The following is a 25,666-nucleotide window of genomic DNA, read 5'->3' as shown; positions in this document are numbered from 1 at the left end:
GGACAACTCTGGGGAAAGTTCTCCACAAGATCGCCTGGCGCGCCGCTGACCAGGGATGACGTCATCCACCGGGTGTGGGGGAAAGAAAGTCGGCCGAGAAGTTCCCGGTAAGGGGTGAACCCCGTTTCGCCGGTTACAGGCTGGTAGGTTTCAGCGGTGATGAACCCCCGCCGTCGCCTCGTGACCGCGCAGGACCGCGAGATCCTGCGGCTCGCCGTGCCGGCGTTCGGCGCGCTCGTCGCCGAGCCGCTGTTCCTGCTGACCGACAGCGCCATCATCGGGCATCTCGGCACGCACCAGCTCGGCGGGCTCGGCGTGGCGGGGCAGGCGCTGAGCACCCTGGTCTACCTGTGCGTGTTCCTCGCGTACGGGACGACCGCGGGCGTGGCGCGGCAGGTGGGGGCCGGGGACCTGCGGGCCGCGATCCGGCAGGGCATCGACGGGATGTGGCTCGCGCTCGCGATCGGCGCGGTGATCGTCGCCGCGGCGTGGTGGACGGTCCCGGGGATCGTGGACGCGTTCGGGGCTTCGCCGGACGTGGCGCCGTACGCGGAGACGTACCTGCGGGTGAGCCTGTTCGGCATTCCCGCGATGCTCGTGGTCCTCGCGGGGACGGGCGTCCTGCGGGGCCTGCAGGACACGCGGACGCCGCTGCTCGTGTCCGTCGGGGGTTTCGGCGCGAACCTCGTGCTCAACGTGCTGTTCGTGGTCGTCCTGGAGTGGGGGATCGCGGGTTCGGCCTGGGGGACGGTGATCGCGCAGACGGCGAGCGCGGCCGTCTACGTCGCGGTGGTGCTGCGGGGCGCGCGGCGGCACGGGGCGCCGGTGCGGCCGGACGTGGCGGGGCTGCGGACGGCGGCGACCGCGGGGTTCGGGCTGCTGCTGCGGACGGCGGCGCTGCGGGTGGTGCTGATCGCGGGGACGTCGATCGCGGCGCGGATGGGCGACGCGGAGATCGCGGCGTACCAGGTGGGGTTCCAGGTGTGGACGCTGCTGGCGTTCGCGCTCGACGCCATCGCGATCGCCGGGCAGGCGATCACCGGGCGGTACCTGGGCGCGTCGGACGTCGCGGGGACACGGGTGGTCACCCGCCGGATGGTGTGGTGGGGGATCGTCTGCGGGGTGCTGTTCGGCGTGCTGATCCTCGTCGCGCGGCCGTGGCTGCCCGGGCTGTTCACCGGCGACGACGCCGTGCGGGACCTGCTGCTCGCGTCGCTGCTGCTGGTCGCGCTGCTGCAGCCGGTCGCGGGCGTGGTGTTCGTGCTGGACGGCATCCTGATCGGCGCGGGCGACGGCGCGTACCTCGCGGCGACTACGCTCGTCGCGACGCTGGTGTTCCTGCCCGCGGCGCTCGTCGCGTACTGGACGGGCGCGGGGCTCGTCGGGCTGTGGATCGCGATCGGGCTGTGGATGGGCACGCGGATGCTCACGCTCGGTCTGCGGGCGCGCGGCGACCGCTGGATGGTGACCGGCGCCGTCCGCTGAGCTACGCGGAGTCACGTTACGTGTTCGACAGTGTGCGTATCGAATCGGCAAAGCACACACGCCACATGCTCCACGCTCACTACTATTCGAACATGTGTTCTACGGACGGCGAGGGGTTGGCCCGGCTCGCGCAGGCGATCGACGACCTGGCGGCGGAGGGCCTGGCCGAGCTGCCTCCGGAGACGCTGGTGGAGCGGGTCGCCGGCATCTGGTCGCTGGTCGAGGAGCTCGATCCCGAGATCGCCCGCCGCCGCACCGGCTACACCTCCCGCGACACGTGACGGGCGCGGTCAGCCGAACGGATCGAACGGCGGGAAGATCGGCGCCTCCGGGTATCCGCCGCCGCCCTTCGGCGGCCCGTCCAGGCGCTTCGCGACCTCGCGGCGCAGCTCGGGGAGCCTTCGATAGAGGCGGTCGCCCGGGCAGGCGGTCGAGTTGTAGTCGCGGTGCCCGACGATCGCGTCGGCGGGGTCGAGGCGGTACTGCTCGCAGAGCCACGCGCACACCTCGACCAGCGAGCCCCACAGCCGGTCGGGCACACCGCTCTTGGTGTAGGTGCCCTCGTTCTCGATGCCGATGGTGTGGTCGTTGTGGTGCAGCACCTGCGCGCCCACCGCGAGGTTCCCGGCCCGGATCGAGCTGAGGCTGCGGTTGCGGCCTTCCATGACGATGCCGCCGCGGCTGATCGTGAGCTGCTGGCCGGCGTCGTCCCAGCCGTTGTCCTGCATGTGCCACTTCTGGATCCTGCGGGACAGCGCGAACGCGTGCGCGAGGGATCGGTCCTTGCTGTTCGCCGTGGCGGTGTGGTGCACGACGATGCGGTCCGGTGCCCGGTTCAGCACCTCGGCGGCGCGTTTGGGCGGACGGGCGTTCCAGTCCTCGCGCGTGTAGACCCGGGGCTCGTGCGCCCGCAGCACCGCCCCCTCGCCGAGCACCGCCCCCTCGCCGGGCGGCGGCTGCTCGCCGGGGCGCGCCCCGACGGCCCGTTCGTCCGCCATGGCCCCATTGTGCGGCGCGAGCCCCGCCGCGAGTAGGCCGGCCCCGACGGCCCCGCGGATGACCGTCCGGCGCGACACCGGCGGCTCGAATCCCGGGTCCTCCCCCGATCGCACGCTCAACTCCGTCCCCTTCCGCCCCCGTAGTGATCTAGTAACGGAACGTATCCGGCGCTTGTCGATCACCCAAGCACCGGGAGGTTCACGGGCGTTTCACCACGTGAAGCGGCCCCCACGCGGTGGACGCGTGGGGGCCGCTTCGGGGCCGTGCGGGTGCGGGCGTCAGCCCTCGACGACGTTGACGTCGATGGTGGCGTTGACGTCCGAGTGCAGCCGGACGCTGACCCGGTGCGTGCCGACGGTCTTGATCGGGTTGCCGATCTCGATGCGGCGGCGGTCCAGGTCGGGGCCGTCGGCGGCCTTGACCGCCTCGGCGATGTCGGCGGCGGTCACCGCGCCGAACAGGCGGCCGTTGCTGCCGGTCCGGGTGCGCAGCGTGACGCGCAGGCCGCCGAGCTGGTCGGCGACCTCCTTGGCGTGCTCGACGGTCGCGATCTCGCGGGCCGAACGCGCCTTCTTGATCGAGTCGATCTCCTTCTCGCCGCCGCGCGTCCACCGGATGGCGAACCCGCGCGGGATCAGGTAGTTGCGGCCGTAGCCGTCGCGGACGTCGATGACGTCACCGGGCTCGCCGAGCCCGGAGACCTGCTGGGTCAGGATGAGCTTCATGGTCTGCTTCCCCCCGGCCTCAGCGCGCGGTGCTGGTGTAGGGCAGCAGCGCCATCTCGCGGGCGTTCTTGATCGCCGTGGCGACGTCGCGCTGGTGCTGGGTGCAGTTGCCCGTGACACGCCGGGCACGGATCTTGCCGCGGTCGGAGATGAACTTCCGCAGCAGGACCGTGTCCTTGTAGTCGACGTAGGAGATCTTCTCCTGGCAGAACACGCAAACCTTCTTCTTCGGCTTGCGCGGAGGTGGCTTCGCCATCGTGGTGCTCCTTTGGGAGAGCCCCGCTCACGCGGGAATGGACGTGTGCTGGTTCATTTTTCCGCCGGGGTGCGGCGGACGTCTGGGACCGCGGCGGCACGGGACCGCCGACGGGTGCCGGCCGGCGCCGGGGAAGGCGCTAGAACGGCGGGTCGTCGTTGTAGCCGCCGCCGCCACCGCCGCCGGTGGCCCAGGGGTCGTTGGCCGGTGCGCCCTGCTGGCCGCCGCCGAACCCGCCCTGGGGCTGCCCGCCCCCGAAGCCGTCGCCGCCGCCCTGCTGACCGCCGCCGCCGAAACCACCGCCGCCTCCGCCGCCCTGCCGCTGGGTCTTGTTGACCTTGGCGGTGGCGCTGCGCAGTGACGGGCCGACCTCTTCGACGTCGATCTCGAAGACGGTGCGCTTGTCACCCTGGGTCTCGTAGGTCCGCGACTTGAGCCGGCCCTGCACGATCACCCGCATGCCGCGCTGGAGGCTCTCGGCCACGTTCTCGGCCGCCTGCCGCCAGACGCTGCAGGACATGAACAGCGTCTCGCCGTCCTTCCACTCGCCCGACTGGCGGTCGAACGACCGCGGCGTCGAGGCGATGCGGAAGGAGGCGACCGGTACGCCGCTGCTGGTGAAACGCAGGGTCGGGTCCTCGACGAGGTTCCCGACGATGGTGATTACGGTGTCGCCTGCCATGGGGCTCGCTCCGGCTGATCTGAGGGCTGAGCCTGGCTCAGTGGACCTCGGGACGGATGACCTTCGTGCGGAGGATCGACTCGCTGAGGTTGAGCTGCCGGTCGAGCTCCTTGACCGTGGCGGGCTCAGCCGACAGGTCGACCACCGCGTAGATGCCTTCGGACTTCTTCTGGATGTCGTACGCCAGGCGACGGCGGCCCCAGACGTCGACCTTCTCGACGCTGCCACCGTCGTCCTTGACGACCTTCAGGAACGGCTCGAGGGCCGCCGGAGCGGTGCGCTCGTCGATGCCGGGGTCGAGGATCGTCATGACTTCGTAACGACGCATGCTGGTCCCTACCTCCTCTGGACTGGTGCGGTCACGGTCTCTCCGTGACAGGAGGGCTGTTGCGTCTCCCGTGGTGGTCGGCTGCCCGGATCGCCGGGCGGACCTGCCGCGGGACCGATACAGGCTACCAACTCGGCAGGTCGCCCGTGACCGGGTTCCGCACGTCGGCGGTGCCGCGCGGGGCGGCCGTCAGTGGCGCGCGCCGGGACGCGCGCCCTGGCGGCCGCCGGAACGCGGACCGGGACGGGCCGCCTTCGCGCAGCGCCGCCGTTCCAGCTCGGTCATGATGTCGGTCATGCGGGCGCGCATCCGCGCGGTCTGCGTCGTGAGCAGCGTCAACTCCTCCACCAGCTCCGCGTCCCCGATCAGCGCCAGCTCGCTGTGGTCCATTGCCTCGCCTCCGCCTTCTCCCCGCTTCCCCCCGGGGACGGCCTCGACTCGTTCTCGAATCCGTGTTCGACCGTACCGGGTGCCGCCGACATTTTCCGCCCGGGCTCGCAGGTTGATCCTCATCCGTCCCGGGAACCCTTAGATCACCGTCCGTCCGGTCGACCGGCCCGCCGGCCGAGCGGCGACACACCACGAGGAGGTCCGATGCCACAGGAGGCAGCCGGGAGCAGGCCGACGGCCCGGAGCGGTCCGGGCGTGACCGCGCGTCCCGACGTCCAGACCGAATCGCACGCGGTGGGGAACGCGCTCGCCGCCGCCTCCATCACCATCGGGATCGCCGCCCTCGTCCTGGGCTGGATCCCCGCGACCCATCTCCCCGGCGCGATCGCGGCCGTCATCGGCCTCCCGCTCGCGCTCTACTCCCAGATGATCTCAGGGACGATCAACCAGCGGTGGCTCAACGTCATCGGCATGGTCGCCGCGTTCCTCGGCGGCGCGTTCGCGCTGAGCCACGGCGGCTTCTCCGTCTAGTACCCGGCGCCGCGAGGACCGCTCTCCCGCGCGCCCGCCCCCGCTCCGCGGCGCCGGGAAGCGGCCCCGCGTGCGTAGTCGCACGCCGGGGCGCGTGCCGGGCGTGGGCGAAGTCGCACCGCGCTGTCGTCCCCCGCGGCTAACCTCGGTGTCATGCGCATCGGAGCCCACGTCGACCAGACCAACCCGCTGGACAACGCCCGCGCCGTCGGCGCCGACGTCGTGCAGTTCTTCCTGGGCGACCCGCAGGGGTGGAAGAAGCCCGTCCTGCCCGAGGGCGTCGAGGCGCTGGCCGGGTCCGGCGTGGACGTGTTCGTGCACGCCCCGTACACGATCAACGTGGCGACGTCCAACAACCGCATCCGGATCCCGAGCCGCAAGAACCTCACGCAGCAGCTCGAGGCGGCGGCGTCCATCGGCGCGAAGGCGCTGATCGTGCACGGCGGGCACGTGCTGAAGGACGACGACCCGGAGACCGGCTTCGAGAACTGGCGCAAGGTGTTCGAGCGGGTCGAGTGCCCGATCCCGGTCTACATCGAAAACACCGCGGGCGGCGGCAACGCCATGGCCCGGAAGTTCGACCGGATCGCCCGGCTCTGGGAGGTGCTGTCGGGCGTCCCGGGGCTGGAGTCCAAGCTCGGGTTCTGCCTCGACACCTGCCACGCGCACGCGGCGGGCGAGGCGCTCATCGACGCCGTCGACCGGATCAAGGCCATCACCGGACGCATCGACCTCGTCCACTGCAACGACAGCCGCGACGCGTTCGGCTCCGGCGCCGACCGGCACGCCAACCTCGGCAAGGGCAGCATCGACACCGACCTCATCCTCACCGTGGTGCGGGCGGCGGGCGCGCCGGTCGTGGTGGAGACCCCGGCCGCCGGGCAGGCCGACGACATCGCCTGGCTGCGCGAGAACCTCGGCTGACCGTCCGGTTCCGGACGAGGCGATCTTCCCTGGAGAACGGGGGAACCGGGGCGGCGCGGGCGGCGTCTAACCCGTTCGACAACACACAGGATGGCGCCGTGATCCGTTCGTGGGTCACACTGGCTTAATCCGACCAGTCCTCCGCGCACGCGCGATCTCGCCGGTGGCGCGCGAACCGAACGGGGAACCCATGGCACAGCCCCCTTACGACCCCTACGGTTACGGGTCGCAGGATCCGTACGCCCAGTCCTACCAGCCCCAGCCCGCGGTGCAGCACCACCACTACGGTCCGCCGTCGGCGCCCCCGACCAACGGCATGGCGACCGCCTCCATGGTGTGCGGGCTGATCGGCATCGTGTTCTGCGGTTTCACGTCCATCCTGGCGATCATCTTCGGGCACGTCGCGCAGTCCCAGATCCGGCGGACGCGCGAGGGCGGCTCCGGCATGGCCACGGCGGGACTCGTCATGGGGTACATCGTCACGGTGCTCTGGGGACTCGTCTGGGCGCTCTACATCATCGGTGCCATCACGCTGTGGAGCAGCACCGGCACCTACTAGACCGACCGGCCCCTCACGCGAGCCGGGGCACGCCCGCCACTTCCACGCCGACGCTCGACAGGAGCACGGTCATGGGGGTGGCGGTGTCGCGCCAGCGCTTGACCGCCCCGGCGAAGAGGTCCAGCACCGCGCGGAACGCCGACTGGTCGTCCTCCGCGAGTTCGGACCACGACTCGTACAGCACCATGTATCCGTGCTTCGCGGGCGCCCAGGACAGGTCGGTGAGGGCGCCCTCCAGGGCCTCCCAGGTGGTGCCCACCCCCTCGGGGAACCCGAAGGTCTCGCCGCACAGCCGCAGGAACTCGTCGCTGTCGGAGGCGCGGCGTCCGTCCAGGTGGAAGCCGCGCCAGCCGGCCTCGCCGGCCCGCTCGATCCAGGCCGCGTCGCCGAGCGCTCCCGGTGCGGGGGGCGTCCGCCACTGGTAGACGCCCGGTGCCAGGCGTCCGGCGATCAGTTCGTCCAGTGCTCGATTCGCGTCCACGTCGTCATCTCCCCGGTGGATTCGCGCGCCCCGCGTCCGCGGGGTCCCGGGCAACGGCGATCATGCCCCATAAACCCCCGCAAAACCATACGTTTCGCCCACGATCCGGACGGCCGGCGCGGCACGCCCGCAGCCCAGGGGCCTCCGGCGCACCGCATTTTCCCGAAGTTCTCCGTGACCCGCGCGACCCACGTGACCCGCGGTACCTACGGGACGGCCGGTGCACCGGCCCCGCGGACCGTGCGGCGCGCGGAACGCCACCGCCCGAGCGACACCACGTCGTCCGCGCCGTCGAGGAACCCGCCCGCGGGATCGTCCGCGCCGTCGGATCTGACCGCGTCGGCGGACGGGCGCAGCACCTCCCACACGATGAGCGCGGCGAGCGCGAGCACGGTGACGAACCGGGCGAGCAGCGCGATGTCGTAGACGTCCTGCCCGATGCCGCCCTCGGGCGCGTCCAGGGTCAGCACCGCCGAGAGGGTGCCGGAGAGGTCCTGGCCGGGCGTCTGCGCGGACACCGACAGCAGGAACCACCAGATGCCGAAGAAGTACACGATCTCGCCGACCTGCCAGACGACGAACGCGGGGAGCTTCGGCCGGGCCAGCACCGCGAGGGGCAGCAGCCACAGCACGTACTGCGGCGACCAGACCTTGTTCGGCAGCATGAACGCCACCAGGACGAGGAACATCAGCTGCGGCAGCCGGGGGCGGCGCGGCGCGGCCAGCGCGAGCACCGCGATGCCGGCGCAGAGCACGAGGCACGTGCCGGTGCCGAGGAGGTTGAGCCGGCCGGTGTCGTCCAGTCCGGGCATGCCCTGGTCGCGGAGGAAGAACCAGATGGAGCCCCAGTCGATGCCGCGGTCCTGGCTGAACGTGTAGAACTGCAGCCACCCGTCCCAGGCGAACAGCATCACGGGCAGGTTCACCGCGAGCCACGAGGCCGCGGTGCCCGCGAGCATCCGTCCCATCGCCCGCCACTGGCCCGCGCGCACACAGAGCAGGACGAGCGGGCCCAGGAACAGCAGCGGGTAGAACTTCGCCGCGATGGCCAGCCCCAGCAGGACGCCCGCGAGGGCGGGCCGCCGCTTCGACCACGCCGCCAGCGCCAGCGCGGACAGCCCGACGGCGAGCAGGTCCCAGTTGATGTACGCGCTGAGGAGCAGCGCGGGGGACAGGGCGACCATCAGCCCGGCGCGCAGCGAGCGCCGCCCGGCCGCGTACGCCGTCGCCAGGACGGTCACGACCGCGAGGACGGCGAGCAGCAGCACGGTCACGTTGTAGAACGCCATCCCCCTGCCGTCGTCGCCGAACGGGGACACGAGCCACGCGACGAGCTGCATGAGCCCGCCGCTCAGCACCGGGTACTCGACGAACCGGATGTCGGTGCCCGGGAACGAGTCGAAGTACGGGATCAGCCCGTCGTTCAGCCCGCGCACGTAGTAGAGCGGGTAGACGTCGGTGTAGCAGGCGTTCGTCGTCGTCTCGATGAAGTCGAAGCCCGCGGACGCGCACGGCCGCTTCTGCAGCCATCCCAGCAGGCACACCAGGGCCGTGACGCCCGTCAGGACCGGGACGAGCCGCGCCATGCGTCCACGGACGTCCCCGGTCTCGGCGTCGGGCTTCGCGAGCCTCTCAGAAGACGACGACATGGACAGCAAGACTATTGGTGATCGCGCCCGCCCGCGCCCGGGACGTGCACCGGTCCATTCGGCCTGGGACGTCGTCCCGTGGCATCACGGCCATGCCCGGCACGCGGAAGGCCCGGGCCGCGGGCTGCGGCTCGGGCCTTCCGACCGGACCGGGGCGTTACCGCCGTCCGTCAGTTGCCTTGCGTATTAGGACCGTTGGGCCCGCCGGGGTTCTCCGGCTGATCGTTCTCCTTGCACTGCGCCACGGTCTCGCGCCTGTTCTCCCGGTCGCACCACCAGTCGGGGTAGCCCGGCGGGGGAATGTTGGGGTCGCAGCCGACCGGTGTGTTCCACGGAGACGTGCAGGCTTGGCCCGTCCCCGTGGGCGGCGAGTTGGTCGGCGAGGTCGAGGGCGTCGGCGACTCGCTCCCGCAGTTCTGCCCGTTCTGGCCGCCCTGCCCGCCCTGGCCGTCCTGTCCGGGCCGGCAGGAGGGGGACGTCGACGTGCTCGGCGACGTCGACGGCGAGGGCGTCGTCACCTCGGGCTTGGCCCAGGCGGCGACCTCACCGCCGTACACGGCCGGCTGGAACTGCATGACCGGCTGTCCCTTGTGGGCCTGCGTCATGAACAACTTGAACAGGTCGGCGGGGACGGTACCACCGTAGACCTGGGTGTAGTTGCCGATGCCCTCCAGAGAGAGCCGGTTGTTGTTCTCGTCCTGGCGCCACATGGCCACGGCCGTGGACAGCTGCGGGGTGTAGCCGACGAACCACGCCGACCGGTGCTTGTCGGTCGTACCGGTCTTACCGGCGACCGGGCGGTCCGGGAGGGCCGCGCGCTCACCGGTACCCTTCGTGACGACGTCCACCATGGCGGCGGTCGCGTCGCGCGCGACGCCCTCCTCGAAGACCCGCTCGCCGTCGCCCCACGGGTTCTTCTTGACGACCTCGCCGTCCTCGTTCTTGACCGGATCGCCGTTGATCTTCTCGATCGACTTGATCACGTGCGCCGGCCGGTGGACGCCGCCGGCCGCGAACGTCGAGTACACCGACGCCATCGTGACCGAGCTGGCGTCGATGACGCCCAGCGGCAGCGAGGTGACGGGCTCGAGCGGGTCGTCCTCCATGCCCATCTTCTTCGCCATCTTGATGACGTTCTCGAGACCGACCTTCTGGCCGAGCTCCACGTACGACGTGTTGATCGACAGCGCCGTCATCTCCTGGATGTCGTAGACGCCGTCCTCCGCACGGTTGTCGTTCGTGAACGGCGTGCCGTTGATGACCCGCCGGTAGCTGCCGTCCATCGTCGTCTTCAGGCTGATGCCCTGGCTGAGGGCGGTGGCGAGCACGATCGGCTTGAAGGACGAACCGGGCTGCACCTTGCCCTGGAACGAGTCGTCGAACTGCTGTTCCTCGTAGCCGGGACCGCCGTAGGCCGCGACGACGCCGCCCGTCTTGGGGTCGACCGCGCTGAGCCCGAAGTGGATCTCCTTGCCGAGGTTGTTGTCCTTCTTGATCTTCTCGACGGCCTTGGCGGTGAACTCCTGCAGGTCGTGGTCGAAGGTCGTCGTGATCTTCAGGCCCTCGCTCTCCAGGGCCGTCTCCGGGATGCCCAGCGCCTCCAGCTCGCGGATGACGCGCTCGCGCAGGTAGCCGGCCTGCTCGCCGCCCTGCACGTCGCTCCACTCCTTCTGGGTCTGCGGGAACTGCATGCCCTGGCGCTTGCTCTGCTCGAGCCAGCCCTCCTCGACCATGCCGTTCAGGACGTAGTTCCAGCGGTAGACGAGCGCTTCCTTGGCCTTCTTCTTCTCCGGGTCGGTGGGGTTGCCGTAGGTGACGAAGTAGCTCGGCTGCTGGATCATCGCGGCGAGCATCGCGGCCTGCTCCACGGTCAGCTTGTCGACCGTCGTGCGGAAGTAGGCGCGGGCCGCGGCCTGGATGCCGTAAGCCTGCCGCCCGAAGGGGACCGTGTTGAGGTAGAGCTCGAGGATCTTCTCCTTCTTCTCCTCGTTGCCCAGCCGGATGGAGATCATGATCTCCTTCAGCTTCCGGCTGACGGTCCGCTCCTGGCTGAGCCCCGCGAAGTAGTTGCGGGCGAGCTGCTGCGTGATCGTCGACGCGCCGGTGACCTCGCCGCCCGTCGCCGCCGTCACGACCGCCCGGGCGATGCCCGTCGGCGAGACGCCCGGCTCCGTCCAGAACTTGCGGTCCTCGGCCGCCAGCACCGCGTTCTGCACGTGCTTCGGCACCTGGGACAGCGGGACGCTGGTCCGGTTCATCCCGACCCGCGCCAGCACCTCGCCGTCCTTGTACTCGATCACCGAGGACTGGCGGACGGCGTCCGCCTGCGCCTCGTCGGGGATCGGCGTCTGCATGTACACCACGACGAGGAGGGTCGCGATGGCGACGATCCCCACGGTGACGACGGAGAGCGCGACCTTCCAGGACGGGACGTACTTCCGCCAGCCGGTCTTCTCGGGCTTGTCGGACGGCTTGCCGCGCCGCCCCCCGGGACCACCCGGGCCCCCGGGTCCGCCCGGACCGCCCTGCCGCCGCGGACCGGGTCCGCCCGGACCACCGGGACGCCCCTGCCCGCCGGGCCCACCTGGTCCGCCGGGTCCGCCCGGCCTGCCGGGGCCGCCCGGACCACCGGGACCCCCGGGACGTCCAGGGCCTCCAGGTCCTCCTGGCCCTCCCGGACCACCGGGCCCTCCGGGACCGCGCCCCGGCGGGGGGCCGGCCGGCATCGCCGCGGGCTGCCCGCGGCGCCGGGCTCCGGGGGGACCCGCGGGACGGGCCGGACCGCCGCCGCGACCGCCCTGGCGAGGTCCGGGCCGCGGCTGCCTGCCGGGCATCGGGGCGCCACCGGCGTTCCCGCGCTGACCGCCGCCGGAAGGGCCGGGGCGGGGGGCGCGCCTGCGGCCCGGGCTGTCTCCGTATTCCGGTCCGTATCGGCTTGGGTTACTCACGCGGCCTCATCAACTGGGGTACGGCTGTGCGTCGTCAGAGGGTACTGCGCACGTGCGGACGTGGGGGCGGGAGCGGCTGCACCCGGTGCCCCCGTGGGGGTCGAACGACCTCGATCATGCCATCCGGTACCGGTTCGTCCGGACCGTTCCGGCGCGATGCCCGATTCCCGGCCCGACCTGCCCGGCCGCGCGGGGGCGGCGGGACGCCCGGTGCCGCCCGCCGCCGCGGCCGGCGCCGCCTGCGGCGCCACGCGAACATAATTCATGTCACACCCCGATCTGACGAGACCTCACCGGCCGGACGCCCGGCGGCGACCGGCGCGCGCCGCGAGCCACGATCATCGGTCACCACCGCCTCACTCCGGCGGTCTGCCGAGCGGCAGCAGGGGCCGGACGTCCTCGAGTTCGGTATCGCGGCCCCGGCCGCCGCCGCCCCGGCACTGGTCGGCGCCCCGGTTGATCTGGCACCACCACCGCGGCGGCGGGTCGCTCGGCGGCTTGCGGATGTCGCAGTTGCCGTTCGGGATCGGCGACTGGCACGGCGGCTTGTCGCCGCCCTCCCCGCCGTCGCCGCCCTCGCCGCGGCACCGCGGGTCGAGGTTCCCCCACGGCTCGTCGCACCACTCCGGCTTCTCGGGCTTCTTCGGCTTCGGCGGCTTCGCCCACTTCTGCGCGATCCCGCCGAACGTCGGCTCGGGGAACGACTTCGCCTCGAGGCCCTCGGTCGCCCGCACCATGTACGCGCGCCACAGCCGCGCGGGGATCGTCCCGCCCTCGACCTCGCCGATGCCGGGCAGGACGACCGACTTCTTCTTCCCGTCCGGCCCGTTCGCGTCGCTGAACATCGTCACCGCCGTCGACACCTGCGGCACGTAGCCGACGAACCACGACGACACGTTCCGGTCCGTGGTGCCGGTCTTGCCCGCGACGTCCCGTCCGTCCGGCAGCCGCGCCGCCGTCGCCGTGCCGCCCTGGACGACCTGCTGCATCGCGTACGTCGCGTCCGCCGCGACGCCCTTGCTGAAGATCCGCCGCGACTCGTACTTCGGCTTCAGCCGCACCGTCTCGTTGTCGGTCTGCTTCACGACCCGGATCACGTGCGGCTCGTGGTAGACGCCGCCGTTGGCGAACGCCTGGTACCCGGCCGCCTGCTCGATCGCCCGGATGTCGTTGACGCCGAGCGCCAGGTTGATCCCCACGTGGCCCTTCAGCAGGTCGGGGGAGATGCCCGCGTCGGTCTCGGTCTCCTTCACCTCTTCGAGCCCGACCTTCCCGGCGAGCTGCAGGAACGCGGTGTTGACCGACTCCTGCAGCGCCTTCGTCAGCGTGATCGCCGGGCCGACGTCGTGCGTGTTCGGGACGACCGTCGCGCCCGCCGTCCCCTTCGGCACCACGTTGCCGTTCGCGTCGATCGGGGTGTTCGACCGTCCCTCGACGAGGCTCTTGAGGCTGTAGCCCTGCTTCAGCGCGGTCGCCAGCACGTACGGCTTCATCGCCGACCCCGCCTGCGCGGAGCCCTGCCACACGGTGTTGAACGACTGCTCCAGGTAGCCGGGGCCGCCGTAGAACGCGATGACCTCGCCGTTCTCGGTGTTGACCGACACCAGCCCGACCTGGATGTCCTTCTTCGCGAGCTTCTGCGGGTCGACCTGGGAGATGCTCTGCTCGACGGCCTTCTTCGCGTCCGCCATCCGCTTGCGGTTGAACGTCGTGTAGACCCGCAGGCCCTTGGTGGTGAGCTCCTGCTCGTCGATGCCGAGCCGCCGCAGCTCCTCCTTGGCCCGCATCAGCATGTAGCCCTGCTGGCCCTCGTACAGCTGGTCGCCGGCGTTGCGCGACAGGAGCTTCGGGAAGCTCTTCTTGTACTTCTCCGCGTCCGCGGCCTTCATCTGGCCCATCCCGACGAGGCCGTTCAGCGTGTACTCGTAGCGGCCCTGCGCCCACTCCCGCCACTGCTTCTCGGCCGGGTCGCGGTTGGGGTGCTGGATGAGCCCGCCGAGCAGGGCGGCCTGGTCGGGCTTGAGCTCCCAGACGTCCTTGCCGAAGTACTCCCGGGACGCCGCCTGGATCCCGTACGTGTTGCGGCCCAGGTAGATGGTGTTCAGGTACAGCTCGAGGATCTCGTCCTTGGTGTACTTCTCCTCGAGCTTCACCGAGATGAACAGCTCTTTGAACTTCCGGCTCATCGTCCGGTTGTTGGGGTCGGAGTAGTAGTTCTTGGCGAGCTGCTGGGTGATGGTGGAACCGCCGCCGGACCCGCCGGTCAGGTTGTCCCACGCCGCTCGCGCCGTGCCCTTGACCGAGAACCCGGGGTCGGTGCGGAAGCTGCGGTTCTCCGCGGCCAGCACCGCGTTCTGAACGACCTCCGGCACCTTCTCCAGGTCGACGCTCTGCCGCTTCTTCCCGATCCGGCCGATCTCGCTGCCGTCGGTGTAGTAGAAGATCGACGCCTGGTCCTGGACGCCCTCGACCGTCGGCTCCGCGGGGGTCGGCGTGTTCGAGTACGCGACCCACACCAGCGTCACCACGCTCGCGACCCCGAGCCCGAGGACCCCGGCCACCAGCTTCCACGAGGGCAGGAACCGCCGCCAGCCGGTGTTGCGCGACCGCAGGTGGCCGAGAAGGCCCCGCTTCCCCTTCCCGGGGCCGCCGGGTCCGCCCGGTCCTCCCGGCACGCCCCCGGACCCGAACCCGACCGCCTTCGCGGGCGGATCCGTCGCCGTCGTCTGCGCCCCGCCGCCGGGCACCGCGCCCGGCGCGCCCATCGCGGCGCCGCCGAACCCGCCCGGCGCCCCCGGGCCCGCGGGCACGGGCGCCCCGCCCCGGAAGACGTCCACGCTCGTCTCCGGGGAAGGCCCGCCACGGCCGGCGCCCGGGACGTCCGGACCGGACGGCCCGGTCACGGGGAAGCCCGCACCCGGTGCGGGACTCGCCCCTGGGACGCCTGGAACGTTCGCGGAAGAAGGAGCGGACCCGCCCTGCGGAGGCGCGCCCAAGGGGTCACCGCCGCGAGGAACGTGCACGGTCGCGTCGCCGAACCCGTCCAAGGCGCTCGGGCCGCTTCCCAGCGGACCGCTTCCGGGCCCGCCCGTCCCCGGGGCCCCTTCCGCGTTCGCGGCAGGGGCCGAATGCCCGCCCAGCGGACCGCCCAAGGGATCCGATCCCGGAGGCACATGGACGGTCGCGTCACCGAACTCGGCGCCCGGACCGGGCGCGGCCGGCGCGGGGCCGCCCAGCGGACCGCCCAAGGGGTCGCCGCCCAGCGGACCGCCGAGGGGGTCGCCGCCCGGGGGCACGCGCATCGTGGCGTCGCCGAGATCGGCCCCCGGCGCGCTCCCGAAGGCGCCTGGACCGCTCAGCGGGCCGCCGTCCAGCGGGCCCGCGCTCAGCGGGCCGCCGCCGAGGGGGTCGCCGCCGGGGGAGACCCGCATGGTCGCGTCACCGACGTCCGCTCCTGGGGAGGGGAACGGACCGCCGAAGCCGCTCAGCGGGTCCGCGCCGGAAGGAAGGTTGACGGTCGCGTCGCCGAGATCGACGCCCGGTGCGCCGAGGCCGCCGCCGGACGTCCCGGACGCGGGGCCGCCCAGGGGGCTCGAGCCGGGCGGGACGCGCATGGTCGCGTCGCCGAGGTCGACGCCGGGGAAGCCGCTGGGGCCCTGCGCACCGGGGCCTTGCGCACCGGGGAGGTCGAAGCCGCCGAGGGCGTCGGACGGTCCGGCGGGCGGGGGCGCGCCCGGCGGCGTGCCGGGCGGTGCGGCGGGAGGCGGACCGAAGATCGCCGTTGCGTCGACTTCCCCCGCGGGCTCGGCGGGGGCAGCCGGAACCTCCGGGTCGCCGGGGCGGGGAAGGTGCTGCCCGCCCGGCCACTGCGACCCGGACTCCGGTCGGGGCTGGCTTGGATTACTCACGCGACCTCATCAACAGGGGACAACGACTCGTGCGCCGTCCGAAGAGTACTGTGCGGGCTGGTGAGCGGGGGGAGCGCTGTGCAAGGCGGTACTCCGTTCCGGCTGGTCAACGTCCCTCACCGACGTTTTCGGTCGGCGCATCCCTCCTCGATCGTCCGCGGCTCGGGGGCCTGGTGCCCGCGACCGGGGGCGTGCGACGTCGCCGGATGGCTGCAGCGCCACTTTGGCACACTTCGGCCACATAGACCCGAAATTTGCCGTATTCGCGGGCCCCTCGCACTCTTCGTAGCCGGACGGTCCGCGCGCGTGCCGTAAGACGTCCGGAGAACGCGCGCGCGTGCGCGCGGGGGAAGCCGGACGGCGGGTCGTTCAGGTCACGTTCAGGTCGGCTTGCGATGACGCGCCCCGGTACGTATCTTTGCGATGTATCGAGTCGATACATTCACTCGATACATCGACCTGAGACATCGGCGCTGCGAAGGGACTCGGGATGGCGGCCAGGAAGGGCGCGGGCGTGCTGGAGCTCGCCGTGCTCGGGCTGCTGCACGAGTCCCCGATGCACGGGTACGAGCTGCGCAAGCGGCTCAACGCCCTGCTGGGCATGTTCCGGGCGTTCTCGTACGGGTCCCTCTATCCGTGCCTCAAGCAGCTCCTCGCCAAGGGACTGATCATGGAGGACCGGCCGGAGGAGCCGAACGTGCCGCTCGCCCTGCAGAGCCGCCGGTCGAAGATCGTTTACAAGCTCACCGCCGACGGGAAGGAGCGCCTCCAGCAGCTCCTCACCGAGGCCGGTCCGGCGTCCTGGGAGGACGAGGGGTTCGGCGTGCACTTCGCCTTCTTCTCGCACACCCGCGCCGACGTCCGGCTGCGGATCCTCGAAGGCCGGCGCAGCCGGCTCGAGGAGCGCCTGGAGGGGTTCCGCGCCGCGCTGGCGCGGACCCGGGAACGGGTCGACTCCTACACCCTCGAATTGCAGAACCACGGGTTGGAGTCCGTCGAACGCGAGGTCCGGTGGCTCAACGAGCTCATCGGCCGCGAGCGGGCCGAGCAGGAAAAACTAGCCAAGTCTTCGGAATTTGATCAGGACATGCCTCGGGAGACGGGTCGCTGACCCAGCGGTCCGCCGCCCTCGAGGTCGGGTGAAGAACACCACATGTTCCGCAACAGGAGAAGGAGCAACCGGATGGGTTCGGTGCGCGTAGCCATCGTGGGTGTGGGCAACTGCGCCTCTTCGCTCGTCCAGGGTGTCGAGTTCTACAAGAACGCGGCCCCCGAGACGCGGGTTCCCGGCCTCATGCACGTCCAGTTCGGCGAGTACCACGTCGGTGACGTGGAGTTCGTCGCGGCGTTCGACGTCGACGCCAAGAAGGTCGGGATGGACCTGTCCGAGGCCATCCACGCGAGCGAGAACAACACGTACAAGTTCGCGGACGTTCCGCCGAGCGGCGTGATCGTGCAGCGCGGCCACACCCTGGACGGCCTGGGCGAGTACTACCTCGACATGGTGGAGGAGTCGGACGCCAAGCCGGTCGACGTCGTCCAGGCCCTCAAGGACGCCGAGGTCGACGTGCTCGTGTCCTACCTGCCGGTGGGTTCGGAAGAGGCCGACCGGTTCTACGCCCAGTGCGCGATCGACGCGAACGTCGCGTTCGTCAACGCCCTGCCGGTGTTCATCGCCAGCGACCCCGAGTGGGCCGAGAAGTTCACCAAGGCCGGCGTCCCGATCGTGGGCGACGACATCAAGTCGCAGGTCGGCGCGACGATCACGCACCGCGTGATGGCCAAGCTGTTCGAGGACCGCGGGGTCGAGCTGCTGCGCACGTACCAGCTCAACTTCGGCGGCAACATGGACTTCATGAACATGCTGGAGCGCAAGCGCCTCCAGTCGAAGAAGATCTCCAAGACGCAGTCGGTCACGTCGCAGATCCCGCACGAGATGGCGAAGGCCGACGTGCACATCGGCCCGTCCGACCACGTGCCGTGGCTGGACGACCGCAAGTGGGCGTACGTGCGGCTCGAGGGCAAGTCGTTCGGCGACACCCCGCTGAACCTCGAGTACAAGCTCGAGGTGTGGGACTCCCCCAACTCCGCCGGCGTCATCATCGACGCGGTGCGCGCCGCCAAGATCGCCAAGGACCGCGGGATCGGCGGCCCGATCCTGTCGGCGAGCTCCTACTTCATGAAGTCGCCGCCGGTGCAGTACACCGACGACGAGGCGCGGGACGCCGTCGAGCAGTTCATCTCGGGCGAGCTCGACCGCTGACCCCCCGGCGGGTGAACGCCCGTCCGTGCAAGGCGTGAGGACGCCCCGGCAGTGCACAAGTCACTGCCGGGGCGTCCTTTACTTCTATAGAGAAAACCGTGATGTGTCGTCCTGACGTCACTCTCTGGCCCTACTGTGACACCGCCGGTGATTGCACGCTCCGGTTCCGGGGTTCGAGGTGAGGCGTGATGGCAGGTGCGGTGGTCAAGGCGGCGGCGGGGTTCGCCGTGCTCGCGGCCGGGCTGACCGGCTGCGTCGGCGGGGGCGGCGAGGGCGCGTCGGCGGACGAACCGGTCCGGGACGGCGGCGTGCTCCGGATCGTGGGCTCGTCGGACGTCGAGCACCTCGACCCCGCGTCCGTGGCGAGCGTCGGCGCGTACGGGCTCGTCCGGACGTTCGCGCGGACGCTGTTCGGCACGCGCGCGTCCAACGCGTTCGCGGAGACGGTGCCGGTGCAGCCGGACGTCGCGGTGCGGATCCCGACGCGCGGCAACGGCGGCGTCAGCGCCGACCGCGAGACGTACACGGTGCGGCTGCGCGAGGACGTCCTGTGGAACACCGAGCCGCCGCGCCCGGTGACGGCGCACGACTTCGTCCGCGGGTTCGAGCGGCTGTGCAACCCGGCGGCGCCGTCGATCGGCCGGGGCTACTACGTGTCCACGCTCGTCGGGATGCAGGCGTTCTGCGACGGTTTCCTCAAGGTCGACCCGCACGACCCCGCCGCGATGGCCGCCTACCAGCGCGACCACGGCATCGAGGGCGTCCGGGCCGAGGACGACCGCACGATCGTCTTCGAGCTGAAGGACCCGGCGAGCGACTTCCTGCACCTCCTCGCACTGCCGTTCACCGCCGCCGCCCCGCAGGAGTACGACCGGTTCGTCCCGGACGGCCCGGACTTCCGGAACCACACGATCTCGAACGGGCCGTACCAGATCGTCGAGTACCGCCCGGGGATCTCGTACGTCCTCGCCCGCAACCCGGCCTGGCGTCCGCAGAGCGACCCCCTCCGCTCCCGGCACGTCGACCGGATCCGCATCACCCTCGGCCAGGACTCGCCGGAGGCCGTGCAGCAGCAGCTCGAGCAGGGCACCTCCGACCTCGCCTGGGACCAGCCCGTGCCGACCTCGGCGATCCCCCGGCTGCGCGACGACCCCCGCTTCGCGATCATGAAGGCGCCGAGCAGCAGCCCCTACCTGGTGTTCAACCTGCTGAGCCCGAACAACAACGGCGCGCTCGGCAAGCGGGACGTCCGGCGGGCGCTGCAGTACGCGATCGACCGCAGCGCGCTCGTCAAGCTCGTCGGCGGCCCGGCCGTCGCGGACCCCCTGCACACGGTGATCCCGCCGGGCAACTCAGGACACGCCGCCGCGAACCACTACCCGACGCGGGGCGACTCGGGCGACCCGGCCAAGTGCCGCGCCCTGCTCGCCCAGTCCGGGCACCCGAACCTCACGCTGAAGTTCCCGTACCGGACGAACAGCCTGCACAAGCTGTTCGCGGAGTCGATCGCCGAGAACCTCGCGTCCTGCGGCGTCACGGCCGAACTCGCGCCCGACACCGGCGGCTCCTTCTACGGCGGGACGATCACCACGCCGGCCCGGGCTCGCGAGGGCCAGTGGGACATCGCCGCGCCCGGCTGGACGCCCGACTGGTACGGCAACAACGGCCGCTCGATCATCCAGCCGCTCTTCGACGGCCGCACCTACGGAAACGGCTCGACGAACTACGGCGGTTACAACAACCCGCGCGTGAACGAGCTGATCGACGCCGCACTGACGGCGTCCGGCCCGCAGGAGGCGGCCGAACGCTGGCGGCAGGCCGACGTCCTGATCATGCAGGACGCCGCGATCGTCCCCCTGCTGAACCGCGACCACACGATCTTCCGCTCGTCCCGCGTCCGCAACGCCCGCTTCCTCCCCACCGCGGCCGGCTACGACTACACCCACATCTGGCTGGCCACCGACGACTGACCCACCCCGCGCCCCCAGCGCAAGATTCGCCCGGCTTCCATCACGCCCCGCGCCCGGGCCCCACTCCCGCAGCCACAGGCGCCCCCGCGCACAAGCCGCACGGCGACCGTCACGATCCGCGCCCCGCGCGCCGACCTCCACGCGCCCGGAGGACGCCCCCGCACAGCAGCCGCACGGCTCCCGCAACAACCCGCGCCCCGCGCGCCGACCCCCGCGCCGCCGGAGAGCGCCCCCGCACAGCAGCCGCACGGCTCCCGCAACGACCCGCGCTCCGGGCGCCTACTCCCGCGCGGCCGGAGGGCGCTCTGCGCCCGGAGGCCGTGCGGCTCTTCTCCCGTCACGACGGTCGTTCGGCCCCGCTCTTTCCCTGGAAAAGGAGAGCGTAGGGTGGGTGGGTGAAGGCTGGTGAGTTGCGGGGGATCCTCCGGGGACGGGACTTTCGGCGCCTCTACGCGACGCGGCTGGCCTCGCAGTTTACCGACGGCGTGTTCCAGGTTGCGCTCGCCGGTTACGTGTTCTTCTCCCCCGAGCAGCGCGCGACGGCCGGGGAGGCCGCGGCGGCGTTCGCGGTGACGCTGCTGCCGTACTCGGTGCTGGGCCCGTTCGCGGGCGTGTTCATCGACCGGTGGCGGCGGCGGCAGATCCTCGTGTGGGCGCCGGTGCTGCGCGCGGCGCTCGTCCTGCTGGTGGCGGCGCTGGTCGCGGCCGGACGGGACGGCGCCGGGTTCTTCCTCGGGGCGCTGCTGGTGCTCGGCGTGAACCGGTTCTTCCTCGCGGCGCTGTCGGCGGGGCTTCCGCACGTGGTGCGGCGGCGGGAGCTGGTGCTCGCGAACGCGTTCTCGGTGACGTCCGGGACGATCATCGCGTTCGTCGGCGGCGGGGTGGGCGCCCTGCTGCGGTGGGCGTTCGGCGCGGGCCACACCGGGACGGCCGCGATCCTGGCGGCGTCCGCGGGGCTGTACCTGCTGGCCGGGACGGTCGCGACGGGGTTCCCGCGCGGAAGGCTGGGCCCGCCCGAGGCCGAGCGGTCGTCGGCGCGGCAGGCGATCGGCGGGGTGCTGGACGGGCTCGGGGACGGGGCGCGGCACATCGCGCGGCGCCCGCAGGCGGCGCTCGCGCTCGGCGCGATCTCGTTCCACCGGTTCCTGTACGGCGTCGTGCTGATCATGACGCTGCTGCTGTGCCGGTACCACTTCACCGACGACGCGGACGCGGGCATGGCGCTGTTCACGATCGTGCTGGGCGCGTCCGGCGCCGGGTTCTTCGTCGGGGCGGTGCTCACCCCGCCGGTGGTGCGGCGGATCGGCAAGGACGCGTGGACGGCCGGGCTGCTCGCCGCGGGCGCGGTGGGGCTGTTCGTGCTGTGCCTGCCGTTCGACGAGCGGGCGTGGACGGCGGGCGCGTTCGTCCTCGGGGTGGTGTCGCAGGGCGTGAAGCTGTGCGTGGACGCGACGCTGCAGGAGACGATCGACGACCGGTTCCGGGGGCGGGTGTTCGCGGTCTACGACATGCTGTTCAACGCCGTGTTCGCGCTGGCGGCGGCGGTCGCGGCGACGCTGCTGCCCGCGGACGGACGGGCGCCGCTCGCGCTCGCGCTGGTGATCGTCGCGTACGGGGCCGGGACGGTCGTGTACCGGGCGATGGCGGCCCGCGCGCCCGAGCGGGCCGCGGTCGGCTAGTCCTCCCCGAAGGATTCGGCGATCGCGCGGAGTGCGGCGGCGATGTGCGTCGTCTCGTCCGGTGTGCACACGTACGGGGGCATCGTGTAGACGAGCTTGCCGAACGGGCGGAGCCACACCCCGTACGACATCGCGATCTCCTGGACGGTCGCGACGTCGACGGGTTCGTCGGCCTCGACGACGCCGATGGCGCCGAGGACGCGGACGTCCGCGACGCCCGGGAGTTCGGCGGCGCCGTCGAGTTCGCTGGTGAGGATCGCCTCGATGGTGTCGACCTCGTCGCGCCAGTCGCGCGCCTGGAGCAGGTCGATGGACGCGGACGCGACGGCGGCGGCGAGGGGGTTCGCCATGAACGTGGGCCCGTGCATGAGCGCGCCCGCCGCACCGGACGTGATGCCGTGCGCGACGCGGTCGGTGCAGAGGGTCGCGGCCATGGTCATGTAGCCGCCGGTGAGGGCCTTGCCGAGGCACATGATGTCGGGGGCGATCTCGGCGTGGTCGCAGCCCCACAGTTCGCCCGTGCGGCCGAACCCGGTGGCGATCTCGTCCAGGATGAGCAGGATGCCGTGCTCGTCGGCGATGTCGCGGAGGGCGCGCAGGTATTCGGGCGCGTAGAAGCGCATGCCGCCCGCGCCCTGCACGACGGGTTCGACGATGATCCCCGCGAGTTCGCCCGCGTGCTCGTCGGCGAGGCGGGCGAGTTCGTCCAGGTAGTCCCGGTCGGGTTCGGCGGTGTAGCCGAGCGGGGGCGGCGGCGCGAACACGTGCCGGGCGAGGACGTCGCTGAACAGGTGGTGCATGCCGTTGACGGGGTCGCAGACGGCCATGTCGCCGAAGGTGTCGCCGTGGTAGCCGCCGCGGACGGTGAGCAGGCGGTGCCGTTCGGGGCGGCCCTGCGACCGCCAGTACTGCAGCGCCATCTTGATCGCGACCTCGACGCCGACGGAGCCGGAGTCGGCGAAAAACACCTTGGTCAGCGGTTCGGGGGTCAGCTCGACGAGCCGTTCGGCGAGCTTGACGGCGGGCGGGTGGGTGAGCCCGCCGAACATGACGTGCGCCATCTTGCCGAGCTGCCGGGTGACGGCGGCGTCCAGTTCGGGCACCCGGTACCCGTGCACGGCCGCCCACCAGGACGACATGCCGTCGATCAGCTCGGTGCCGTCGGCGAGCGTCAGCCGCACCCCGGACGCCGACACGACGGGCAGGGCCGGGACGGGCGCGGGCATCGGCGCGTACGGGTGCCAGATGTGCTCGCGGTCGAAGTCGGCCATCCGCCGGGCCTCGTGCGGGCTCATCCGCCCGAGCTGCAGGGAGATCACGACCGGTCCTCCCCGAGGACGCCCTCCGCGCGGGCCCACGCGCGCAGTTCGTCCGCCGCGGCCTCCTTGCCGATGACGCCGCGGTCGAGCCGCAGGTCGAGGAGGAACTTGTAGGCGCGGCCGACGAGCGGGCCCGGCGAGATCCCGAGGATCTCCTGGATCTCGTTGCCGTCGATCTCCGGGCGGATCGCGGCGAGCTCCTCCTCCTGCTCGAGCCGGGCGATGCGCGCCTCGAGGTCGTCGTAGGTGCGGCGGAGGCGGTCGGCCTTGCGCCGGTTGCGGGTGGTGCAGTCGGCGCGGGTGAGCTTGTGCAGCCGCGACAGCAGCGGCCCCGCGTCGCGGACGTACCGGCGGACGGCCGAGTCGGTCCACTCGCCGGTGCCGTAGCCGTGGAACCGCAGGTGCAGCTCGACGAGGCGGGACACGTCGGCGACGACGTCCTTCGGGTAGCGCAGCGCGGACAGCCGCTTGCGGGTCATCTTCGCGCCGACGACCTCGTGGTGGTGGAACGACACCCGGCCGCCGGTCTCGAACCGGCGGGTCTTCGGCTTGCCGATGTCGTGCAGCAGCGCGGCGAGCCGCAGCACGAGGTCGGGCCCGTCCTCCTCCTGCGCGATGGCCTGCTCGAGGACGATCAGCGAGTGCTCGTAGACGTCCTTGTGCCGGTGGTGCTCGTCGATCTCCAGGCGCAGCTTCGGCAGCTCGGGCAGGACGTGCGCGGCGAGGCCGGTGTCGACGAGCAGTGCCAGGCCCTCCCGCGGGTACCGGCCGCAGACCAGCTTCGACAGCTCGTCGCGGACCCGTTCGGCGGACACGATCTCGATCCGCCCGGCCATGTCGGTCATCGCGCGGACGACGTCGGGCGCGACGGTGAAGCCGAGCTGCGAGGCGAACCGGGCGGCGCGCAGCATCCGCAGCGGGTCGTCGTTGAAGGAGTCCTCGGGACGGCCCGGAGTGCGCAGCACCTTGCGTTGGAGGTCCGTGAGCCCGCCGAACGGGTCGACGAACTCGTGCCCGGGCAGCCGCGCCGCCATCGCGTTCACGGCGAAGTCGCGGCGCCGGAGGTCCTCGTGCAGGGACGTGCCGTAGGACACCTCGGGCTTGCGGGACTTCGGGTCGTAGGACTCGCTGCGGTACGTCGTGATCTCGAGCTCGACGCCGTTCTTGCGGAGCCCGACGGTGCCGAACTCGATGCCGATCGTCCAGACGGCGTCCGCCCAGCCGTCGATGATCTCCAGGATGCGCGGCGGCGGCGCGTCGGTGGTGAGGTCGACGTCCTTGGTGGGGCGGCGCAGCAGCGCGTCCCGGACGGGCCCGCCGACGAGGGCCAGCTCGTGTCCGGCGGCCGCGAAGCGCTCGCCGAGCTCGTCGGCGACGGGGGCGATCCGGCGCAGCAGCTCGGCGATCGCGGTGCGCTGCGCCGGCGAGGTCTCCGGCGTCCCGTTCCGGCCGGACGCCTGGGGCGCGGTGTTCGCGTCGTCGTTCGGCAAACGGGACTCCGGGCTCGCGTCGGGGTTGGGCACCTGATTGGGCACGGCCATCGAGCGTATTTCCTTGATTGACGGGCTGACAAAGGACTTTCGGCGGTCCACGGGGACGCGCGCGGGAGCCCTTGCGGGACGCGGCCGGAGGAAGAAGGACGCGGGCCCTTCACATGGCGCGATCCCCGGGTTACGTTCTGGACATGCCCCGATGACGCCGACACGACCGCCGGTGAGCCTCCCGCACGACAACGGTAGCGGGACACCGCAGGCCCCCGGTCCGCCGCAGGTGCGGCAGCGCGCGCGAGGGCGGCGCATCGAACGGGTCCGGCGTGCCGCGCCGCGCGGATGAAGTCCGACGCGTCGGGTATGTCCCGATTTTCGGCACACAGTGCGAAGCATGGGGACACCGGGTGACCGGTTTCGGGTGAGGCGGGGTCCGCCCCGCGGGATGGAGCCGAACATGTTGGACGCTCTCGCCATCCACCGCGCGCTGCTCGCATGGGAGACCGTGCACGAGATCGTACGGCTGCCCATCGCGATCGGCGGTGCCGACGAACTGCCGCGGGCCCTCGGCCTGCCCGCGGGCCGCTGCCTCGCGACGCGCGTCTACGGCTGCGACGGGCACCGCGGCACCGGCCGCTTCCTCACCGGCGCGATCGTCCCCGCCGGGGACCGGCCGCCCGCCGAGGCCGTCCGGCGCGCCGTCGGCGCACGGCACGCGCGTCCCGCCCGTCCGGACGTCATCAACGCGGCCACCGAGTACGCCGCCGACCTCGTCTGCCCGCTGCTGCTGCCCGACACGATGCGGCTGCTGATCGACCGCCGGCTCGTCGACGCGCTGCCGCCCGACGACGTCGTCTACACGCCGACCGGGGAGGCGTCCACGGCGCTCGGCATCCGGGCCCGGTCCCTGTACGAGCTGTGCGGCGCCGAACCGGCCGACCTGTTCGGCGCGGGGCTGCGCGCGGAGCACGTCCGGCAGGAGGTCCCCGCCGGATCCGTCCGGCATATCGGGCAGGAGGGCGAGCCCAACACGCCCGGCCCGCGCCACCCCGTCGGCTGACGGACGCCCGCGCGGCTTCCGGC

At 71.9% G+C, this 25,666-nt stretch carries 22 protein-coding genes; 10 read left to right on the top strand and 12 right to left on the bottom strand.

Features of this window, described 5'->3' with window-relative positions; all coding sequences use genetic code 11:
• Positions 1 to 159: 159 nt before the first annotated feature.
• Together AB0L25_RS16810 and AB0L25_RS16805 are read left to right on the top strand one after the other, a co-directional pair.
• The gene (locus tag AB0L25_RS16810) at positions 160 to 1,485 is read left to right on the top strand and encodes an MATE family efflux transporter (protein WP_500172913.1); all 1,326 of its coding nucleotides are present in this window, start codon (positions 160 to 162) and stop codon (positions 1,483 to 1,485) included.
• Between the two features lie 92 nt (positions 1,486 to 1,577).
• Positions 1,578 to 1,766, top strand: a complete 189-nt coding sequence (locus AB0L25_RS16805) for a hypothetical protein (RefSeq protein ID WP_500172911.1) — start codon at positions 1,578 to 1,580, stop codon at positions 1,764 to 1,766.
• Positions 1,767 to 1,775: 9 nt separating this feature from the next.
• On the opposite strand, the gene AB0L25_RS16800 is transcribed toward AB0L25_RS16805, so the two are convergent.
• The 6 genes from AB0L25_RS16800 to AB0L25_RS16775 form a co-directional block, all read right to left on the bottom strand.
• Entirely contained in the window at positions 1,776 to 2,483 is a 708-nt protein-coding gene (locus AB0L25_RS16800) for a peptidoglycan recognition protein family protein (RefSeq protein WP_500172909.1), read from the bottom strand.
• A gap of 279 nt (positions 2,484 to 2,762) precedes the next feature.
• Positions 2,763 to 3,209: a 50S ribosomal protein L9 gene (gene rplI, locus AB0L25_RS16795; protein ID WP_500172907.1), complete on the bottom strand. Its 447-nt coding sequence runs from the start codon at positions 3,207 to 3,209 to the stop codon at positions 2,763 to 2,765.
• Positions 3,210 to 3,228: 19 nt separating this feature from the next.
• Complete coding sequence (rpsR, locus tag AB0L25_RS16790) at positions 3,229 to 3,465, bottom strand: 30S ribosomal protein S18 (protein WP_026403973.1); 237 nt, start codon at positions 3,463 to 3,465, stop codon at positions 3,229 to 3,231.
• Between the two features lie 139 nt (positions 3,466 to 3,604).
• Positions 3,605 to 4,147: a single-stranded DNA-binding protein gene (locus AB0L25_RS16785; RefSeq protein ID WP_500172904.1), complete on the bottom strand. Its 543-nt coding sequence runs from the start codon at positions 4,145 to 4,147 to the stop codon at positions 3,605 to 3,607.
• 37 nt (positions 4,148 to 4,184) lie between these two features.
• Positions 4,185 to 4,475 (bottom strand): 30S ribosomal protein S6, encoded by a 291-nt coding sequence (gene rpsF / locus AB0L25_RS16780; protein ID WP_026403975.1) that lies wholly within the window; start codon positions 4,473 to 4,475, stop codon positions 4,185 to 4,187.
• Between the two features lie 189 nt (positions 4,476 to 4,664).
• Positions 4,665 to 4,865 (bottom strand): hypothetical protein, encoded by a 201-nt coding sequence (locus tag AB0L25_RS16775; RefSeq protein WP_500172902.1) that lies wholly within the window; start codon positions 4,863 to 4,865, stop codon positions 4,665 to 4,667.
• A 204-nt stretch (positions 4,866 to 5,069) separates the two neighbouring features.
• Here AB0L25_RS16775 and AB0L25_RS16770 point away from each other — a divergent pair, with 204 nt between their 5' ends.
• The 3 genes from AB0L25_RS16770 to AB0L25_RS16760 all read left to right on the top strand — a co-directional run bounded on the left by AB0L25_RS16770 (position 5,070) and on the right by AB0L25_RS16760 (position 6,879).
• A complete protein-coding gene (locus AB0L25_RS16770) occupies positions 5,070 to 5,396 on the top strand; it encodes a hypothetical protein (protein ID WP_500172900.1) in 327 nt (108 codons plus the stop codon).
• 153 nt (positions 5,397 to 5,549) lie between these two features.
• Positions 5,550 to 6,320, top strand: coding sequence for a deoxyribonuclease IV (locus AB0L25_RS16765; protein ID WP_500172898.1), 771 nt, complete (start codon positions 5,550 to 5,552; stop codon positions 6,318 to 6,320).
• A gap of 190 nt (positions 6,321 to 6,510) precedes the next feature.
• The gene (locus AB0L25_RS16760) at positions 6,511 to 6,879 is read left to right on the top strand and encodes a DUF4190 domain-containing protein (protein WP_500172896.1); all 369 of its coding nucleotides are present in this window, start codon (positions 6,511 to 6,513) and stop codon (positions 6,877 to 6,879) included.
• 13 nt (positions 6,880 to 6,892) lie between these two features.
• Here the strand turns inward: AB0L25_RS16760 and AB0L25_RS16755 are convergent, their stop codons facing one another.
• The 4 genes from AB0L25_RS16755 to AB0L25_RS16740 form a co-directional block, all read right to left on the bottom strand.
• Complete coding sequence (locus tag AB0L25_RS16755; protein ID WP_500172894.1) at positions 6,893 to 7,360, bottom strand: barstar family protein; 468 nt, start codon at positions 7,358 to 7,360, stop codon at positions 6,893 to 6,895.
• 206 nt (positions 7,361 to 7,566) lie between these two features.
• The gene (locus AB0L25_RS16750; protein WP_500172892.1) at positions 7,567 to 9,009 is read right to left on the bottom strand and encodes a glycosyltransferase family 87 protein; all 1,443 of its coding nucleotides are present in this window, start codon (positions 9,007 to 9,009) and stop codon (positions 7,567 to 7,569) included.
• Between the two features lie 170 nt (positions 9,010 to 9,179).
• Complete coding sequence (locus tag AB0L25_RS16745; protein ID WP_500172890.1) at positions 9,180 to 11,405, bottom strand: transglycosylase domain-containing protein; 2,226 nt, start codon at positions 11,403 to 11,405, stop codon at positions 9,180 to 9,182.
• 908 nt (positions 11,406 to 12,313) lie between these two features.
• A complete protein-coding gene (locus AB0L25_RS16740) occupies positions 12,314 to 15,865 on the bottom strand; it encodes a transglycosylase domain-containing protein (RefSeq protein WP_500172888.1) in 3,552 nt (1,183 codons plus the stop codon).
• A 490-nt stretch (positions 15,866 to 16,355) separates the two neighbouring features.
• On the opposite strand from AB0L25_RS16740, the gene AB0L25_RS16735 reads away from it, so the two are divergent.
• The 4 genes from AB0L25_RS16735 to AB0L25_RS16720 all read left to right on the top strand — a co-directional run bounded on the left by AB0L25_RS16735 (position 16,356) and on the right by AB0L25_RS16720 (position 21,777).
• Positions 16,356 to 16,976, top strand: a complete 621-nt coding sequence (locus AB0L25_RS16735; RefSeq protein ID WP_500172886.1) for a PadR family transcriptional regulator — start codon at positions 16,356 to 16,358, stop codon at positions 16,974 to 16,976.
• A 72-nt stretch (positions 16,977 to 17,048) separates the two neighbouring features.
• Positions 17,049 to 18,128 (top strand): inositol-3-phosphate synthase, encoded by a 1,080-nt coding sequence (locus AB0L25_RS16730; protein ID WP_500172884.1) that lies wholly within the window; start codon positions 17,049 to 17,051, stop codon positions 18,126 to 18,128.
• 188 nt (positions 18,129 to 18,316) lie between these two features.
• Complete coding sequence (locus tag AB0L25_RS16725; protein ID WP_500172882.1) at positions 18,317 to 20,098, top strand: ABC transporter substrate-binding protein; 1,782 nt, start codon at positions 18,317 to 18,319, stop codon at positions 20,096 to 20,098.
• A gap of 485 nt (positions 20,099 to 20,583) precedes the next feature.
• Positions 20,584 to 21,777, top strand: coding sequence for an MFS transporter (locus tag AB0L25_RS16720; protein ID WP_500172880.1), 1,194 nt, complete (start codon positions 20,584 to 20,586; stop codon positions 21,775 to 21,777).
• Here AB0L25_RS16720 and AB0L25_RS16715 read toward each other — a convergent pair.
• Both AB0L25_RS16715 and AB0L25_RS16710 read right to left on the bottom strand, forming a co-directional pair.
• Complete coding sequence (locus tag AB0L25_RS16715; protein WP_500173104.1) at positions 21,774 to 23,048, bottom strand: adenosylmethionine--8-amino-7-oxononanoate transaminase; 1,275 nt, start codon at positions 23,046 to 23,048, stop codon at positions 21,774 to 21,776. The genes AB0L25_RS16720 and AB0L25_RS16715 overlap by 4 nt on opposite strands.
• A 44-nt stretch (positions 23,049 to 23,092) precedes the next feature.
• Positions 23,093 to 24,637: a CCA tRNA nucleotidyltransferase gene (locus tag AB0L25_RS16710; protein ID WP_500172878.1), complete on the bottom strand. Its 1,545-nt coding sequence runs from the start codon at positions 24,635 to 24,637 to the stop codon at positions 23,093 to 23,095.
• Positions 24,638 to 25,040: 403 nt separating this feature from the next.
• Between AB0L25_RS16710 and AB0L25_RS16705 the strand changes: the two genes are divergently transcribed.
• Positions 25,041 to 25,643, top strand: a complete 603-nt coding sequence (locus AB0L25_RS16705; protein WP_500172876.1) for an aminoacyl-tRNA deacylase — start codon at positions 25,041 to 25,043, stop codon at positions 25,641 to 25,643.
• Positions 25,644 to 25,666: the final 23 nt, after the last annotated feature.

The organism is Spirillospora sp. NPDC052242, from assembly GCF_040679555.1.
Lineage (GTDB): Bacteria > Actinomycetota > Actinomycetes > Streptosporangiales > Streptosporangiaceae > Spirillospora.
The sequence above is the reverse complement of the archived record's forward strand: the minus strand, read 5'-3'. Positions and strand labels throughout refer to the sequence as shown.

What these genes read in the sequence shown, in the direction of transcription:
- AB0L25_RS16810 (WP_500172913.1), top strand. Translation starts at nt 160, where the DNA reads ATGAACCCCCGCCGTCGCCTCGTGACCGCGCAGGACCGCGAGATCCTG.
- AB0L25_RS16805 (WP_500172911.1), top strand. Translation starts at nt 1,578, where the DNA reads ATGTGTTCTACGGACGGCGAGGGGTTGGCCCGGCTCGCGCAGGCGATC.
- AB0L25_RS16800 (WP_500172909.1), bottom strand. Translation starts at nt 2,483, where the DNA reads ATGGCGGACGAACGGGCCGTCGGGGCGCGCCCCGGCGAGCAGCCGCCG.
- rplI (WP_500172907.1), bottom strand. Translation starts at nt 3,209, where the DNA reads ATGAAGCTCATCCTGACCCAGCAGGTCTCCGGGCTCGGCGAGCCCGGT.
- rpsR (WP_026403973.1), bottom strand. Translation starts at nt 3,465, where the DNA reads ATGGCGAAGCCACCTCCGCGCAAGCCGAAGAAGAAGGTTTGCGTGTTC.
- AB0L25_RS16785 (WP_500172904.1), bottom strand. Translation starts at nt 4,147, where the DNA reads ATGGCAGGCGACACCGTAATCACCATCGTCGGGAACCTCGTCGAGGAC.
- rpsF (WP_026403975.1), bottom strand. Translation starts at nt 4,475, where the DNA reads ATGCGTCGTTACGAAGTCATGACGATCCTCGACCCCGGCATCGACGAG.
- AB0L25_RS16775 (WP_500172902.1), bottom strand. Translation starts at nt 4,865, where the DNA reads ATGGACCACAGCGAGCTGGCGCTGATCGGGGACGCGGAGCTGGTGGAG.
- AB0L25_RS16770 (WP_500172900.1), top strand. Translation starts at nt 5,070, where the DNA reads ATGCCACAGGAGGCAGCCGGGAGCAGGCCGACGGCCCGGAGCGGTCCG.
- AB0L25_RS16765 (WP_500172898.1), top strand. Translation starts at nt 5,550, where the DNA reads ATGCGCATCGGAGCCCACGTCGACCAGACCAACCCGCTGGACAACGCC.
- AB0L25_RS16760 (WP_500172896.1), top strand. Translation starts at nt 6,511, where the DNA reads ATGGCACAGCCCCCTTACGACCCCTACGGTTACGGGTCGCAGGATCCG.
- AB0L25_RS16750 (WP_500172892.1), bottom strand. Translation starts at nt 9,009, where the DNA reads ATGTCGTCGTCTTCTGAGAGGCTCGCGAAGCCCGACGCCGAGACCGGG.
- AB0L25_RS16735 (WP_500172886.1), top strand. Translation starts at nt 16,356, where the DNA reads ATGGCGGCCAGGAAGGGCGCGGGCGTGCTGGAGCTCGCCGTGCTCGGG.
- AB0L25_RS16730 (WP_500172884.1), top strand. Translation starts at nt 17,049, where the DNA reads ATGGGTTCGGTGCGCGTAGCCATCGTGGGTGTGGGCAACTGCGCCTCT.
- AB0L25_RS16725 (WP_500172882.1), top strand. Translation starts at nt 18,317, where the DNA reads ATGGCAGGTGCGGTGGTCAAGGCGGCGGCGGGGTTCGCCGTGCTCGCG.
- AB0L25_RS16715 (WP_500173104.1), bottom strand. Translation starts at nt 23,048, where the DNA reads ATGGCCGACTTCGACCGCGAGCACATCTGGCACCCGTACGCGCCGATG.
- AB0L25_RS16710 (WP_500172878.1), bottom strand. Translation starts at nt 24,637, where the DNA reads ATGGCCGTGCCCAATCAGGTGCCCAACCCCGACGCGAGCCCGGAGTCC.
- AB0L25_RS16705 (WP_500172876.1), top strand. Translation starts at nt 25,041, where the DNA reads ATGTTGGACGCTCTCGCCATCCACCGCGCGCTGCTCGCATGGGAGACC.